12 protein-coding genes and 1 pseudogene are annotated in these 15,650 nt (G+C 61.0%); 6 read left to right on the top strand and 7 right to left on the bottom strand.

All coding sequences use genetic code 11. The annotated features are described in order from the left end of the window. Together LCH65_RS13535 and LCH65_RS13530 are read left to right on the top strand one after the other, a co-directional pair. Window positions 1–816, top strand: coding sequence for an ABC transporter permease (locus LCH65_RS13535; RefSeq protein ID WP_003410149.1), 816 nt, complete (start codon window positions 1–3; stop codon window positions 814–816). Continuing rightward, window positions 813–1,967, top strand: coding sequence for an ABC transporter ATP-binding protein (locus LCH65_RS13530; RefSeq protein WP_226439547.1), 1,155 nt, complete (start codon window positions 813–815; stop codon window positions 1,965–1,967). Before LCH65_RS13535 ends, LCH65_RS13530 begins: the two co-directional genes overlap by 4 nt. Window positions 1,968–1,983: 16 nt before the next feature. Here the strand turns inward: LCH65_RS13530 and LCH65_RS13525 are convergent, their stop codons facing one another. Continuing rightward, window positions 1,984–2,898 carry a LysR substrate-binding domain-containing protein gene (locus LCH65_RS13525; protein WP_226439546.1) on the bottom strand — a complete coding sequence of 305 codons (915 nt, stop codon included), beginning with the start codon at window positions 2,896–2,898 and terminating at the stop codon, window positions 1,984–1,986. Between the two features lie 124 nt (window positions 2,899–3,022). Here LCH65_RS13525 and LCH65_RS13520 point away from each other — a divergent pair, with 124 nt between their 5' ends. Then, window positions 3,023–4,117 (top strand): tartrate dehydrogenase, encoded by a 1,095-nt coding sequence (locus LCH65_RS13520; protein WP_003434192.1) that lies wholly within the window; start codon window positions 3,023–3,025, stop codon window positions 4,115–4,117. On the opposite strand, the gene LCH65_RS13515 is transcribed toward LCH65_RS13520, so the two are convergent. Next, on the bottom strand, window positions 4,114–4,989 hold the full coding sequence (locus LCH65_RS13515; protein ID WP_058416160.1) for a LysR family transcriptional regulator: 876 nt from the start codon (window positions 4,987–4,989) through the stop codon (window positions 4,114–4,116). The genes LCH65_RS13520 and LCH65_RS13515 overlap by 4 nt on opposite strands. A 101-nt stretch (window positions 4,990–5,090) precedes the next feature. Between LCH65_RS13515 and LCH65_RS13510 the strand changes: the two genes are divergently transcribed. Beyond that, on the top strand, window positions 5,091–6,482 hold the full coding sequence (locus LCH65_RS13510) for an aldehyde dehydrogenase family protein (protein WP_226439545.1): 1,392 nt from the start codon (window positions 5,091–5,093) through the stop codon (window positions 6,480–6,482). A 303-nt stretch (window positions 6,483–6,785) separates the two neighbouring features. Here the strand turns inward: LCH65_RS13510 and LCH65_RS13505 are convergent. Beyond that, window positions 6,786–7,370 (bottom strand): annotated as a pseudogene (locus LCH65_RS13505) (flavin reductase family protein). 140 nt (window positions 7,371–7,510) lie between these two features. Between LCH65_RS13505 and LCH65_RS13500 the strand changes: the two are divergent. Next, window positions 7,511–8,134, top strand: coding sequence for a nucleotidyltransferase family protein (locus LCH65_RS13500; RefSeq protein WP_072366511.1), 624 nt, complete (start codon window positions 7,511–7,513; stop codon window positions 8,132–8,134). Here the strand turns inward: LCH65_RS13500 and LCH65_RS13495 are convergent. Genes LCH65_RS13495 through LCH65_RS13480 form a run of 4 tightly spaced genes read right to left on the bottom strand, consistent with a single transcriptional unit; the run spans window position 8,115 to window position 12,975 of the window. Next, window positions 8,115–9,083: an XdhC family protein gene (locus tag LCH65_RS13495; RefSeq protein WP_003434200.1), complete on the bottom strand. Its 969-nt coding sequence runs from the start codon at window positions 9,081–9,083 to the stop codon at window positions 8,115–8,117. The two genes, LCH65_RS13500 and LCH65_RS13495, sit on opposite strands and share 20 nt — an antisense overlap. 2 nt (window positions 9,084–9,085) lie before the next feature. Next, window positions 9,086–11,302, bottom strand: coding sequence for a xanthine dehydrogenase family protein molybdopterin-binding subunit (locus tag LCH65_RS13490; protein ID WP_226439544.1), 2,217 nt, complete (start codon window positions 11,300–11,302; stop codon window positions 9,086–9,088). 9 nt (window positions 11,303–11,311) lie between these two features. Beyond that, window positions 11,312–12,295 carry a xanthine dehydrogenase family protein subunit M gene (locus tag LCH65_RS13485; protein WP_003369235.1) on the bottom strand — a complete coding sequence of 328 codons (984 nt, stop codon included), beginning with the start codon at window positions 12,293–12,295 and terminating at the stop codon, window positions 11,312–11,314. After that, on the bottom strand, window positions 12,295–12,975 hold the full coding sequence (locus LCH65_RS13480; RefSeq protein ID WP_003369233.1) for a (2Fe-2S)-binding protein: 681 nt from the start codon (window positions 12,973–12,975) through the stop codon (window positions 12,295–12,297). Before LCH65_RS13480 ends, LCH65_RS13485 begins: the two co-directional genes overlap by 1 nt. Window positions 12,976–13,863: 888 nt before the next feature. On the opposite strand from LCH65_RS13480, the gene mqo reads away from it, so the two are divergent. Further along, complete coding sequence (gene mqo / locus LCH65_RS13475; protein WP_226439543.1) at window positions 13,864–15,507, top strand: malate dehydrogenase (quinone); 1,644 nt, start codon at window positions 13,864–13,866, stop codon at window positions 15,505–15,507. Window positions 15,508–15,650 lie beyond the last annotated feature (143 nt).

Raw genomic sequence — 15,650 nt, 5'->3', positions numbered from 1 at the left:
ATGCTCCTGACACCCAATGCCATGAGCCCCGGCTTGCGTACGGGCCTGTACCTGACCACCGCCCTGATCGCGCTGTTCCTGTTGCTGCCGATCCTGTTCATCGTCCTGCTGTCGTTCGGTTCGTCGCAGTGGCTGGTGTTTCCGCCGCCCGGCTGGACGCTGAAGTGGTATCAGCAGTTTTTTTCCAACCCGGACTGGATGGCCGCGGCCATGTCCAGCTTCAAGGTCGCGATCCTGACCACCCTCGCCTCGGTGGCACTGGGCCTGCCCACCGCATTCGCACTGGTGCGTGGCCGGTTTCCGGGGCGTGACCTGCTGTACGGCGTCTTCACACTGCCGATGATCGTGCCGCTGGTGATCATCGCCGTCGCGGTCTACGCGCTGTTTCTCAAGCTCGGCTACACCGGCACGCTGTTTTCCTTCGTCGTCAGCCATGTGATCGTTGCCTTGCCGTTCACCATCATCTCGATCATCAATTCGTTGAAGCTGTTCGACCAGTCCATCGAGGATGCCGCAGTCATCTGCGGTGCCTCACGCTTGCAGGCCATCTACAAGGTGACCTTTCCCGGCATCCGGCCGGGCATGATGGCCGGTGCGCTGTTCGCGTTCCTGGTGTCGTGGGACGAGGTGGTCTTGAGCGTGATGATGGCCAGCCCTACCCTGCAAACCCTTCCCGTAAAAATGTGGACCACCCTGCGTCAGGACCTGACGCCAGTCATCGCCGTCGCCTCAACGCTGCTGATCGCCCTGTCGGTGCTGATCATGTTCATCGCCGCGACCCTGCGTCGCCGCAACGAAGCCAGGAGTACTTCATGAGTGCCTTGATCAAAGACCCCGCCCATCAGCGACAGAACACACTCGTCAGCCTGTGTAATCTGAACAAGCACTACGGAAGTTTCGCCGCCGTCGACGACATTTCCCTGGACATCCAGGACGGCGAATTCCTGACCTTCCTGGGCTCCAGCGGCTCGGGAAAAAGCACCACGCTGTCGATGCTCGCCGGCTTCGAAACGCCCAGCTCGGGCGAGATTCTGGTGGGCGGCAAATCGCTGGTGAATGTGCCGCCGCACAAGCGTGACATCGGCATGGTGTTCCAGCGCTACTCGCTGTTCCCGCACCTGTCGGTCCGCGACAACATTGCCTTCCCGCTGGCGATCCGCAAGATGCCTGCGGCCGAACGCGAGAAGAAAGTCGATGCGATGCTCAAGCTGGTTCAGCTGGAAGCCTTCGCTCATCGTCGCCCGTCGCAACTGTCAGGCGGCCAGCAGCAACGGGTCGCCATCGCCAGGGCGCTGGTTTACGAGCCGCGCATCCTGCTGATGGACGAGCCTCTGGGCGCACTGGACAAGAAGCTGCGTGAAGACTTGCAGGACGAACTGCGTCAGTTGCATCGCCGGCTGGGCATCACCATCGTTTACGTGACCCATGACCAGGAAGAAGCCATGCGCCTGTCACAGCGCATCGCCATTTTCAGCCATGGCAAGATCGTCGGTCTGGGCTCGGGCTATGACCTGTACCAGGATCCACCGAATGCCTTCGTCGCCTCGTTTCTCGGCAACTCGAACTTCCTCAGGCTCAAGGCTCAGGGCAATGCCGTGGCGACGTTCGAGGGCAGCACACTGGCGATTCGCCTCACCGCAGGGCTGAAGACCGATCAGGACGTGCTGCTGATGGTGCGCCCGGAGAAAGCCCAGGCGCTGAGCGTGTCCCAGGCTGCGGCCATGCCACTCGAAGCAGGCTGGAACGAGGTGAGCGCCACGGTCCATGAAGTGCTGTTCCTTGGCGAGAGCCAGACGTGCTCGGTAGTCACTGCCGGAGGCACTGCCATGACGGTCAAGGTGCTTTCCGCGAACGGCATGCCGCTCAAGGCCGGCGACCCGGTGCGCGTGCGCTGGGCCGCCGCAGACGCATGCATCTACACCGAATGGACAGACAGCGACCTGAACAAGGCGGCCGGCACCCACTGACAGTGTGTGCTGTGCCTCAGTGGTTGACCGGCGAAGGATGCAGGGCAAGGTAGTCGCGCAGAAACTCCACCGCGACGCGGACCTTGGCCGAACTCATCAGCGGCGAGGTATGCACCGCCCAGATGTCTGCATCCTGACGGTAATCCGGCAACACCTGAACCAGCCGGCCCTCGGCCAGATCAGTGCGCACATCCCACAGCGAACGCAGCAATACCCCGCGTCCGTCCAGGCACCACTGGCGGGCGATTTCGCCGTGGTTGGTGGACAGGCTGCCGGTCACCTTGACGGTTTCGGCACCCTGCGGCCCGTTGAGGTGCCAGATGCCGAACGGCCGGTCACGCTCCTTGATCACCAGGCAATCGTGATTGGCCAGTTCGCCAAGATTGAGCGGCGTGCCATGAAGGTTGAGGTAGCCGGGGCTCGCGCACAGAACCCGCCAGTTGCTGGCCAGATGCCTGGCGCGCAAGTGCGGAGCGATTTCGTTGCCGACGCGGATATCCAGATCGACGCCCTCCTCGATCAGATCGACCAGCCGGTCCTGAATGTCCAGACGGATATCCAGCTTCGGATAACGCGCGGCCAGTTCCGACAACGCCGGCGCGACGAAACGACGGCCAAAGCCCTGGCTGCTGACCACGCGCAACAAGCCACTCGGTTCGCCATGCAGTGCCGCCACTTGGTCGCCCATCTGCTGCACTGAGTCGAGCATACCCCTGGCCCACTCGTAGACGCGCTCGCCATCTTCGGTAATCGACACCTGCCGGGTCGAGCGGTGCAGCAACACCACGCCCATGCCCTGCTCCAGCAAACGAATGCGCTTGCTGACGTAGGCAGCGGACATGCCCAGCTCATCCGCAGCCCCGACGAAGCTTGAGCGCCGGGCCACATGAACGAACACATTCAAATCATCGAGACTGGGGTATTTATTCACGATTCGTGTTTTCTCAGTCCATTAATCGGCTGATTATCTTTGTATCGTGCGCTTATAGCATGAATGGCCTGTGCAACTCATTCATCGCACACCCGTAATGGATCGATTCAGAGAGAGCGCCACCATGAACAACAAGAAACTGCGTATCGCTGCCCTCGCCGGTGACGGCATCGGCCTGGAAGTGCTGCCCGAAGGAGTACGTGTGGTGCAGGCCGCTGCCGCACGGCACGGGCTGGACCTGGAGTTCGAATACTTCGAATGGGCCAGCTGCGATTACTACCTGAAGCACGGCAAGATGATGCCGGACGACTGGTTCGAACAGCTCAAAGGCTTTGACTCGATCTTCTTCGGCGCCGTCGGCTGGCCGGAAAAGGTGCCGGATCACATCTCACTGTGGGGCTCGCTGCTCAAGTTTCGTCGCGAATTCGATCAGTACGCGAATATCCGTCCGGTGCGGCTGTTTCCCGGCGTCCCCTGCCCGCTGGCCCATCGTAAACCGGGCGACATCGACTTTGTCGTGGTCCGGGAAAACACCGAAGGTGAATACTCGTCGCTGGGCGGGATCATGTTCGAAAATACCGACAACGAATTCGTGTTGCAGGAATCGGTGTTCACCCGTCGCGGCGTCGACCGCATTCTCAAATTCGCCTTCGAGATGGCCAGCAAACGCGAGCGCAAGCACGTTACCTCGGCGACCAAATCCAACGGCATGGCCATCAGCATGCCGTATTGGGACAAGCGCACCGAAACGATGGCCAGCCAGTACCCCGGCATCAGTTGGGACAAGCAACACATCGACATTCTCTGCGCACGTTTCGTGCTGCAACCCGAGCGCTTCGACGTGGTAGTGGCGTCCAATCTGTTCGGCGACATCCTCAGCGACCTCGGCCCGGCCTGCGCAGGCACCATCGGCATCGCGCCTTCAGCCAATCTCAACCCCGAGCGTCACTTCCCGTCGCTGTTCGAACCGGTTCACGGCTCGGCCCCGGATATCTTCGGCCAGAACATCGCCAACCCGATCGCCATGATCTGGTCGGGTGCGCTCATGCTCGAATTCCTCGGCCAGGGCGATCAGCGCTTCACCGCGGCCCATGACGAAATCATCACCGCCATCGAGCAAGTGATCGCCAACGGCGACGTCACGCCGGATCTGGGCGGCACGCTTTCGACTCAACAAGTCGGTGCGGCGATTGCCGAGCGGGTTTGTGCAGGCCGTTAAACGCTCGCTGGCTCGTTGCGCTGTTCCAGTAACTCGACGAAGCGAGTCAGGCTGCGTGACACCGTGCCGCGGCGCCAGATCAGCCAGGTCTGCAGGTAGCGAAACTTCTCGGACAGCGGCCAGATACTGACCGTGGCGCAGCCGGGCATGCTTTCCAGCATGCTGCGCGGCATCAGCGCCAGCCCGGCACCGGCGCTGACGCAGGCGAGCATGCCGTGGTAGGACTCCATTTCATGGATCTTGCCCGGCACTGCCGCGTCATCGGTAAACCAGCGTTCAAAGTGATGGCGGTACGAGCAGTTGGCACGAAACGCATAGATACTCTCTCCGCTGACATCCCGCCCGCGCTTGACCGGCGCATGATTGAGCGGCGCAATGATGACCATTTCCTCTTCGAAGACCGGCACGCCGTCAAGCGATGGATGCTGCACTGGCCCGTCAACGAACGCAGCGACCAGTCGACCGGCCAGCACGCCGTCGATCATGGTTCCGGACGGGCCTGTGGACAGGTCCAGCTCGACCTTGGCGTTCTGCTGGTTGTAGGCGGCCAGCAGCGCAGGAATCCTGACCGCAGCCGTGCTTTCCAGCGAGCCCAGTGCAAAAGGCCCCTGTGGCTCCTCACCGGAAACGGCGGAACGCGCTTCCTGCACCAGATCCAGGATGCGTCGCGTGTAGTCGAGAAAATTCCAGCCTGCGGGAGACAGGCGCAAGCGGTGCTTCTCGCGAATGAACAGGTCGACGCCCAGATCCTGCTCCAGTTGCTTGATGCGCGTGGTCAGGTTCGAGGGCACCCGGTGGATGTGCTGCGCGGCGGCGCTGATGCTGCCGTGTTCAGCCACCGCCTTGAAGATCTCCAGCTGAACCAGATCCATATCATTCTCCAAAAATGAACGTTAAGCTCATTATTATTCAGTTTTAGAAAGCATTGCACACCTATATTCTGGTCCCACTTCCACCTCAACAGGATGGCGCAATGACTACTGTCACCAGCAACACCCATGCAATCTCGATCAACCCTGCCACCGGCGAGCAGATCGGCCACTATGCCTTCGAATCCGCCGCTGCGCTGGATCAAAGCCTGTCGCGCGCGGCGGCCGGTTTTGCCGGCTGGAAGCGCACGCCGGTTCAGCAACGTGCGCAACTGATCATCGCCATGGGTCAGGCCCTGCGTGATGACGTCGACAACATTGCACGCATGATCAGTCAGGAAATGGGCAAGCCCGTCGCTCAGGCCCGAGGCGAGGTCGAAAAATGCGCGCAGCTGTGCGACTGGTACGCGGCACAAGGCCCGGCGATGCTGGTGGCCGAAGCAACTCAGGTCGAGAATGACAAGGCGCGGATCGAGTACCGTCCGCTGGGCCCGATTCTCGCAGTGATGCCATGGAATTTCCCGATCTGGCAAGTGCTGCGCGGCGCGATTCCGACCCTGCTGGCCGGTAATACTTACGTGCTCAAGCACGCGCCCAACGTAATGGGCTGCGCTTACCTGATGCTCGACGCGTTCAAGCGTGCCGGTTTTCCGGAGGGTGTGTTCGAGGTCATCAACGTGACCCCGGAAGGCGTTTCAAGCGCCATTGCCGACTCGCGCATCGCAGCCGTCACCCTGACCGGCAGCGTGCGTGCTGGCCAGGCCATCGGTGCCCAGGCCGGTGCGGCACTGAAGAAGTGCGTGCTGGAACTGGGCGGTTCCGACCCGTTCATCGTGCTCAATGACGCGGACCTGGATCAGGCTGTGAAGGCCGCGGTGATTGGCCGCTTCCAGAATACCGGGCAGGTCTGTGCAGCGGCCAAGCGCCTGATCATCGAGCAAGGCGTGGTCGAGGAGTTCACCCGCAGATTCGTCGAGCAAACGCGTCAACTGGTGACAGGCGATCCTCTTTCCAGCGAAACCTACATTGGCCCCATGGCGCGCTTCGATCTGCGCGACGAGCTGGATGCCCAGGTGCAGGACACGCTCGCCGAAGGCGCCACGCTGTTGCTGGGCGGCAAAAAGGCTGAAGGCCAGGGCAATTATTATCAGCCGACCGTGCTCGGTAACGTCACCGATAAGATGACTTCGTTCCGGCAGGAGCTGTTCGGCCCGGTAGCGTCGATCATCACCGCCAGAGACGCGCAGCACGCCCTGGAGCTGGCCAATGACAGCGACTTCGGCCTGACCGCGACGGTTTATACCCGCGACCTGCAGCTGGCCGAGCGCATGACCGAGGAACTGGAAACCGGCGGTGTGTTCATCAACGGCTACAGCGCTTCAGACCCGCGCGTGACCTTCGGCGGCGTGAAGAAAAGCGGTTTTGGCCGTGAGCTGTCGCACTTCGGTGTACGCGAATTCTGCAATGCGCAGACCGTGTGGCGGGATCGTCACTGAGGGTTCAGCAGGTACACAGCTGTTACCGGAGTGACCGGGGCGGCGATCCGCGTTGCTCGCGAAGGCCGCTGAATGTCTGCTGATCAGTCAGTCCGCCTTCGCGAGCAAGCTCGCTCCCACGGAGGCAGTGTGTGCTTGCTCATGAAAAGGCTGGTGCAGCCGCTGACTACTTGCGGAGCAGTCAGTCCGCTTTCGCGAGCAAGCTTGCTCCCACGGGAACGATAAGTGTGATTGTGTGGGAGTGAGCTTGCTCACGAAGAGGCCTTTACGGCCAGTGGAGATCGTCAGGGCCAGACATCGCGATCATTCCTCGCCCGTTTCCACCACCGCAGGCTCACCAATCGTATAGAAATGCCCGCCCGCGACGTAATGCAGGCTGCGCCATTTCGGATCGGCCTTTTCGAATTCCCAGTGTCCGTCGTTGAACACACGGGTATCGGCTCAGGCACCCACCACTTCACCAATGAACAGGTCATAGGTCTGCTGATTGTGCGGCTCGGGAATGACCTTGCAGATCAGCCACGCCGAGCAGCCTGCGACCAGCGGCGAGTCGTGGCCGTCGATGCGGAACAGGTCCACATTGGCCTTGTCCAGCTTGTCCGGGGTAAAGACCTTGCTCTGGGTGCCGACGTCGAAGGTCATCTGCAATTGATCCAGATTGGGCACCTGCAGGGCAAAGTAGCCACTCTTCTCAACCAGCTCGCGGGTCTTGGTCATCTTGTCGATGACCAGCGTCACTTTCGGCGGCGAAAAGTCCAGTGCACAGGCCCAGGCCGCAGCCATGACGTTATGCGTGCCCTCGTGGCTGGATGAGACCAGCACGGTCGGGCCGTGGTTGAGCAAACGGTAGGCTTTTTCCAGATCGACAGGACGAATATGATTGTCCACTTGAAACCCTCGAAAACATGATTCGTGCCGCTACCGGCAAGGCAGCGAAATAAGGCATTGTGCGTGCATCAGCAGAACTGCAGGGTGCGACGGGCAAGCCGCGTGCGCCCTCTCCTTTCACCCACTCATAAGGTTTCGGATTGAGCAGCATAGACAGCCAGATCCCAGAAGTGTTCGCCCTGGTCCTAGCAGCGGGGCGCAGCAGACGCTTTGCCGGTGACAAACGGCAGGCGCTTCTACCTTGCGGGCGGACCCTACTCACGGCAAGCCTGGAAAACGCGCAAAACGCATTCGGCAAAACGGCGGTGGTAGTGCGCCCTGATGACCAGGCGGATGCGCTGGGGATTGCCTCGAACGTCACGATCATCCGCAGCGAACAGGCCGAACTGGGGATGGGCCACAGCCTGGCGAGCGCCGTTGCGGCAGTGATGGACTCCTTTGCCGATGCGGTTGCCATTGTTCTCGCGGACATGCCCTGGGTACAGCCGCAGACCCTGCATGACCTGGCCAGAATGGCCGATTCCCAGCGCATCGTCCTGCCCATGCACAAGGGCCAGCGCGGCCACCCGGTGATTATTGGCCGCCGGTTCTGGCCAGCGCTGCTCAAGCTGGAAGGCGATCAGGGCGCGAAAGCACTGATCATCGATAACCCCGAGGCATGTGACGTACTGCACTGCGATGACCCTGGCATCCTGCATGACGCCGACACCCCGTCAGCGCTGGCAGAAGCCTGCCGGCAACACCTTACACCTCGGCACGACTGACACCGTTGGCCACCCGCAGGATATCGGCCATTACCGCAATGGCGATCTCGGAAGGGGTCTTGCTGCCCAGGTTCAGGCCGATGGGCGCGTGAATCCGGTCCAGGACCTGAGCGTCCAGCCCGCCAATCCGCCCCAGACGCTCCAGACGTTTGCTGCTGGTGCGCATCGAACCCATCGCGCCTATGTAAAACGCCTCGGTACGGACCGCCTCGAGCATGCTCAGATCGTCCAGCTTCGGATCATGCGTCAGAGCAAGAACGGCCGTCGAACTGTGGCAGCCGCCCTCGGCAATGAACACCGCAGGCAGCACGCCACGCACCTCGACACCCGGCATCGAGAACCCGGAAGTGACCTCGACACGAGGGTCACAAACGATCACCTCATACCCCATCGCAACGGCAAAACTGGCGCAGAACTCGGCCACCGGCGACAGTCCGGCGAGCAGCACGCGGTACACCGCACCCATGCGGATGCTGATCCGCTCACCGTCGACCTGTACGCGTGACTCGCCCATCGTCGCAGGCCCGATCTCCCTCTGCACGCCGCCCAGTTGCACCTGCCTGCTGACCAGCTCGCGACCGGCCAGCGCCTGCTCGATGGCCGCCAGATGAGCATCGGCTTCAGGGCCTGGGGCAATGAACTCGATCAACACATCCAGCACACCACCGCACGGCAAGGCCCGCGTCGGCGCGAAGCCGCCGTCGCCGTAACGAACCACCTGATTGACCGGCTCGAACTGGCTGGCAGCAACGCGCTCGAGAAAATCCTCTTCCACGCAGCCACCTGACAGAGAGCCGCGATGCTCGCCGCTGCCCAGCGCCACCAGCATCGCCCCCGGCCCGCGCGGGGCCGAGCCGAATGTGGAAAGAACCGTACACAGCCAGACGGCCTTGCCGCCGGCCAGCCAGTCACGCGCCTGTTGTACAACCTGCAAATCAAGCTGTTTCATGACTACAACCCTGCCATCAGTTTTTCCTTGCTGATCGGCAGGCTGCGTACCCGTTTGCCCGTCGCGTGATACACCGCATTGGCCACTGCCGCCGCCAGCCCGGTCACACCAATCTCGCCGATACCACGTGCGCCGAATTCACCCAGGTTGTAATCCGGATAATCGAGCAGCAGGACGTCGATGTCCGGCTGATCCGCATGCACCGGCACCACGTACTCGGCATAGTTGTTATTGACCGGCATGCCGCTACGCGGATCGTATTCACCGGCCTCGAACAAGGCCATACCGATGCCCATCACAATTGCGCCTTCCACCTGATTGCGTGCTGCCAGCGGGTTGACCACTTTGCCCACGTCAATGGCACTGACCACCCGCGAGACGCGCAGGCTGGAAATGCCCGGATCCCAGCGCACCTCGACAAAATGCACACCGAACGAGCGGAACGAGTACTTGCCCGCTTCAGGCATGCCGCTCTGGAAGGTGCCCTCGGCACGCGACAGGCGCTGACCGTTCAGCACATCGACGAAGCTCGCACGCTGCTCACCCATGACCAGTTGACCGTTCTCGACCTTGATCGATTCGGCGTCCTGTCCGGCGAACACTGCATCCTTGCTGACGGCGTACTGGCGCAGCTTCTGCAACGCTTCGCGGGTGGCACCGGCGATCGCCGGCATGACGCTGGCGGTGACCCAAGAGCCGCCGGATACCGGGCCTGCCGGGAACGACGAGCTGCCCAGTTCCACCTCGACGCGCTCCATGGGAATGCCGGTCAACTGGCTGACGGTCTGCGCGACGATGGTGTAAGTGCCGGTACCGATGTCCTGCAAGCCGCACTGAGCCAGGGCCGTGCCATCGGAACGCAGAATGACCCGCGCATCGGTAGGCACCTGATAGGCTTCCCAATTGCAGGCGCCCATGCCGTAACCAATGATTTCATCGCCTTCGCGCATCGAACCGACTTCAGCCTTGCGCGCGTGCCAGCCAAACCGTTCGGCGGCCTTGTCAATGGCTTCAGGCAAGTGATTACTGGACCACGGCAGGCCCGCGCTCTGATCCTTGTCAGAGAGGTTCAGCTTGCGGAATGCCAGAGGGTCCATGCCACTGGCCAGGGCCATTTCATCAATGGCCGACTCCAGTGCAAACAGGCCCGGGGCCGCGCCCGGCGCGCGCATGGAGGTAGGCGTGCCGCGGTTGATGGGGCTGATCTTGTGGCTGACCAGCACGTTATCGCAGGCATACAGGCTTTTGGTCACGCCACCGCAGTTTTCGGTGTAGTCATCGAGCATCGAGGTGTTGTTGAACGACTCGTGACGAATCGATACCAGCTTGCCGCTCGCATCGGTGGCCAGACGCAGGCGCTGGCGAGTTTCCGGACGGTGCCCCACCGTGGTGAACATCTGCGCACGCGGCAGCACTAGCTGCACCGGTCGCCCGGTGACTTTCGCAGCGGCGCACGCTGCGACCGAATGCGGCCACGGCCACAGCTTGCCGCCAAAGCCCGAGCCTATGAAGGGCGCGCGTACTTCCACCCGGTCGGGGGAAAGGTCAAAGACGTTGGCCAGCAGGTTGCGGTGGTTGACCACGCCCTGGGTGCTTTCATAGACAAACAGCTTGCCGTCCTGCCACCACGCGGTGCTGCCGTGCATTTCCATCGGGTTGTGCACTTCGACCGGCGTGGTGTAGGTCTGATCGACTTTCACTTTTGCACCGTCGAAGGCGCTGTCCGGGTTGCCCCGATTGTGCCCTGCGCCACCATCGCGGGCGCCGTTGACGCGCATACCTTCGTCAAGGTCCTTGACCGCTGGACGCTCGTCATAATCAACCGTCACGCGATAGGCCGCCGCCCTCGCCTGCTCGAAGCTTTCGGCCACCACCAGAGCGACAAACTGGCCAGGGTAATAGACCCGGTCATCCTCGAACGGCAGGCGATGCTCGTCGGCCTTGCTGGCCGAAAGCATCTTGGCGAAGCTCAGCTTGGTGTTCGGAGTACGGTGCAACGAGGGGAAGTTGTCGTGGTGAAAGATATCGACCACGCCAGGCATCGCCTTGGCCTGCTGATCCTTTATCGCCACCACGCGCCCGTTGGCGATGGTGCTGTAGACGCCATAGGCGTAAAGCATCTTGCCCATCGGATGGTCCGCGGCATAGCGCGCCTGACCACTGACTTTCTTGCCGCCGTCGATACGACGCTGCGGCACACCAATGATGTTTTCACTCATGAGAAATTCCTAGGCCGTGAGGTCACGAAGGTTGCGGACGATGACCTGCTGTCCCAGCGGGATCTTGAAGGCGTTGTGTTCATAGCCCCGCGAGCCCTTCATCGCTACCGCTGCGACCTGCGCAAAGGTATCCAGGTCGGCACGCTGACCGATCAGCGCACGTTCGGCGTCCAGGGCACGCCACGGCTTGGTGCCCACGCCGCCCAGTGCAATGCGCGCATCGGTAATGCGCTTGCCGTCCATCACTAGAATCACGGCGCTGGACGCCAGGGCGAACTGGTACGAAGTACGGTCGCGCAGCTTCAGATAAGACGAGCGGCTGCCTGACAGCGGGGCGTCGAGGGTCACATGGGTGATGAGCTCATGGGGCGCCAGCGCGTGTTCGCGCTCTGGCGTATCACCAGGCAGCAAATGAAAGTCAGCGAACGGGATATCCCGCGAGCCATTGGCGCCCTGAACGGTAATCTGCCCGCCGATGGCCGCCATGCCGACACACATGTCTGACGGATGCGTGGCAATGCAGTGCTCGCTGGTGCCCAGCACTGCGTGCACACTTCGGTTCATCCCGCCGATGGCTGCACACCCGGAGCCCGGCTGGCGCTTGTTACAGGCTGAAATACCATCGCGAAAATACGGGCAGCGCACACGCTGCATGAGATTGCCGGCGGTGGTCGCCTTGTTGCGCAATTGAGTCGACGCACCGGCAAGGATCGCTTCGGACAGAACCGGGTAGCGCTGCTGCACCAGCGGGTGGCTCGCCAGGTCGGTATTGCTGACCAGCGCACCGATGCGCAGACGGCCATCCGGCAGCGACTCGACCTGCTTCAACGCCAGATGATTGATGTCCACCAGCTGCTGCGGTTGCATCACGTCGAGCTTGACCAGATCCAGCAGCGTGGTGCCACCAGCCAGATAGAAGCGTTGCCCCTCACCGGACGCTGTGCTGAAAGCCTGCGCGGGCGAAGCGGCACGAGCGTAGTCGAAAGTTCGCATCAGGCAGCACCTCCCATTTTCGAGCGCGCAGATTGCACGGCAGACAGAATGTTCTTGTAGGCACCGCAACGGCAGATATTGCCGCTCATGGCTTCTCTGACGCTGGCGTCGTCGGACGGAATGTTCGGGTCCTTGAGAATCGCGACCGCGCTCATGATCTGTCCGGAGGTGCAATAACCACACTGGTAGGCGTCGTGTTCCCAGAACGCTTCCTGTACCGGGTGCAGCTTGCCGTCCTCTGCCAGCCCTTCGATGGTGGTAATGCTGTCGCCCTGATGCTGAACGGCGATGGACAGACAGGAGTTGATCGCCAGCCCGTTGACCAGCAGCGTGCAGGCGCCGCACTGGCCGTGGTCACAGCCCTTCTTGGTGCCGGTCAGTTGCAGGCGGTCACGCAGCACATCGAGCAGAACGGCATTGGCCGGCACGTTCAGGGTATGAACCTGGCCATTGACCTTCAACTGGATGCGCTGCTCACCCGCTGCGGGCGCGTCACTGTCTTCGACCACGGGGGCCGCAGGTGCCAAAGGCGCCGCCTGCAGCAGGCCGTCGGAGGGGATCCAGGTAGACAGCGTGGCCGCAGCAATGCCGGAGGCACCGAACTTCAGAAAGTTTCGGCGTGAGGGCTGCACGGCGCTGCTGTCGACAGCAGTTTCCTTGTGCTTCTTGGGTTCGGTCATCAGGATCACTCGGTAATAGCCGGCGCTGCTGTAAAGCGCCGGGCGTTATGGTGTGGTCAGCGGCCCGGGCGTACTCCTGCTCACTGACGTGCTGCCTTTATTTTCAGGGGGTAATCAAAGCCAAAACGCTATCACCCGTTATAAGTGTTTAACTGGTCTGCGCTTCTAAAGTTCCAACTGTTTGACGGACGTCTGTATCCGAACATTGCGACCACAGGCATGGCAGCCGTATACGGACCCTAACAGGAGGTCGAAGCGCTGATTAGTCAGGCAGATCCACACGCTGTTATGAGCCTGGCTCATGAATGCCAACGGCCGCATGAGCGCACTTTTCGGGGAGAGTTTCAGATCGAGTGAGGGCCATGTCCGCCTGACGGCTAAAGACCCGGGCGAAAAAGCCGATACAGATAGGCAGTGGAAGGCTGTGAAGTGTCTAAATCAAGGCATTCGTGGCTAATTTGATGATGGCATCTCGCAACGGGGGGGCACATTATGCGAAAATACCGCGTCTTTGCCGGTATGCCACCGAGAGTGTGTCGCAGTACGCGTACATAAAATTGCGCGTCGAGTGTGCCTCTATGCTCCGATGCGGCGTCTCAGACTCCGTGAACAGGCTGACCAGGTGTGTCTTCGCAAGTCGCTCAGGGGCAAGACCCTCGGGCATCGCAGCGCACCAACAGAGCAAATGTCACTCATGACGCTGAATCCAATGATGATAAGAAGTCAGCGCAGCAGGACATAAATTGAGGTCTCGAGCGGTATTATATTGGCCTTGTATGTCCACCTCTAGTCCCTGTGGGTGCGAGTGTTTGTCGCAGGCTTCAATGCATGTGACGAGCCGTTTCCCAGGAGTAGTCGGCGGATGGCGTTTATCAGATGGATGACAGAATGTTTAAAAAAGTGAACACGGCCCTCCTGGGTCTGGCCATTTCCATGGGCCTGATGCCCGTGCAGGCGGCTGAAACCAAGAAAGTCGACGTACTGCTCGTCGGCGGCGGCATCATGAGTGCCACCCTCGCCGTCTGGCTCAACGAGCTGGAGCCGAGCTGGTCGATGGAAATGGTCGAGCGTCTCGACGGCGTCGCCGAAGAAAGCTCCAACGGCTGGAACAACGCCGGTACAGGTCACTCGGCCCTCGCCGAACTGAACTACACCCCTGAAGACAAGAACGGCAACGTCGACATCTCCAAGGCCATCGAGATCAACGAAGCGTTCCAGATCTCCCGTCAGTTCTGGTCCTGGCAGGTCAAGACCGGCGTCCTGAAAGACCCGCGCTCGTTCATCAACTCCACGCCGCACATGAGCTTCGTGTGGGGCGACAACAATATCCAGTTCCTGCGCAAGCGTTACGCAGCATTGCAAGCCAGCCCGTTGTTCAGCGGCATGCAGTACTCCGAAGACCACGAGCAGATCAAGAAGTGGGTCCCGTTGATGATGGAAGGTCGTGACCCGGCGCAGAAGCTGGCCGTGACCTGGAGCCCGATCGGCACCGACGTCAACTTCGGCGAGATCACCCGCCAGTTCGTCGCCAATCTGAAAGCCAAGCAGAATTTCAATCTGCAGTTGTCGAGCGAAGTCGAAGACATCAATCACAACGACGACGGCACCTGGCGCGTCAAGTACAAGAACCTGAAAGACGGTACTGTCACCGAGACCGACACCAAGTTCCTGTTCATCGGTGCCGGCGGTGCAGCCCTGCATCTGCTGCAGGAGTCCGGTATTCCTGAAGCCAAGGAATACGGCGGCTTCCCGGTCGGCGGTTCGTGGCTTGTCACTGACAACCAGACCCTGGCCATGCAGCATATGGGCAAGGCCTACGGTATCGCGTCGACTGGCGCGCCACCCATGTCGGTTCCGCACCTGGACACCCGTGTTCTGGATGGCAAGCGCGTGATCCTGTTTGGCCCATTCGCAACCTTCTCGACCAAGTTCCTGAAAAACGGTTCCTATTTCGACCTGCTGACCAGCACCACCACGCATAACGTGTGGCCAATGACTCGCGTCGGTATCGAACAGTACCCGCTGATCGAATACCTCGCCGGTCAGGTGATGATGTCTGACGACGATCGCTTCGCTGCCCTGCAGCAGTACTTCCCGAACGCCAAGAAAGAAGACTGGCGCCTGATGCAAGCCGGTCAGCGCGTACAGATCATCAAGCGTGACGAAGAGAAAGGCGGCGTCCTGAAGCTGGGTACCGAAATCGTTGCTTCCAAGGACGGCAGCATTGCCGGCCTGCTGGGTGCTTCGCCAGGTGCCTCGACTGCAGCGCCGATCATGCTGGGCGTGCTTGAGAAAGTCTTCAAGGACAAGGTAGCGACTCCGGAATGGCAGGCAAAACTGCACCAGATCGTGCCTAGCTACGGCACCAAGCTGAACAACAATCCGGACCGTGTTGCCGAGGAATGGGCTTACACATCCGAAGTTCTGCAGCTGACACCGCCACCACCGGTGAACAAGACAGGTAATGCTCCAACACCTGCACCTGCTGCCCAGCCAGCGAAAAGCAATCCAACCAGTGACATGGCGCTCTAAGGCTTTCACAGCTTGAGCAAAGCCCCGCCAGACCTTGTCTGGCGGGGCTTTTTTTTGCACGCCGTTGCGCGGGCAATCCCTGCCCACACGAAAACAGGTCGAACTCTTCGCGTCGTTCGTTCCTCCAACCAGAACGACATACA

Source organism: Pseudomonas sp. MWU16-30316 (assembly GCF_020515645.1).
Lineage (GTDB): Bacteria > Pseudomonadota > Gammaproteobacteria > Pseudomonadales > Pseudomonadaceae > Aquipseudomonas > Aquipseudomonas cerasi.
The sequence above is the reverse complement of the archived record's forward strand: the minus strand, read 5'-3'. Positions and strand labels throughout refer to the sequence as shown.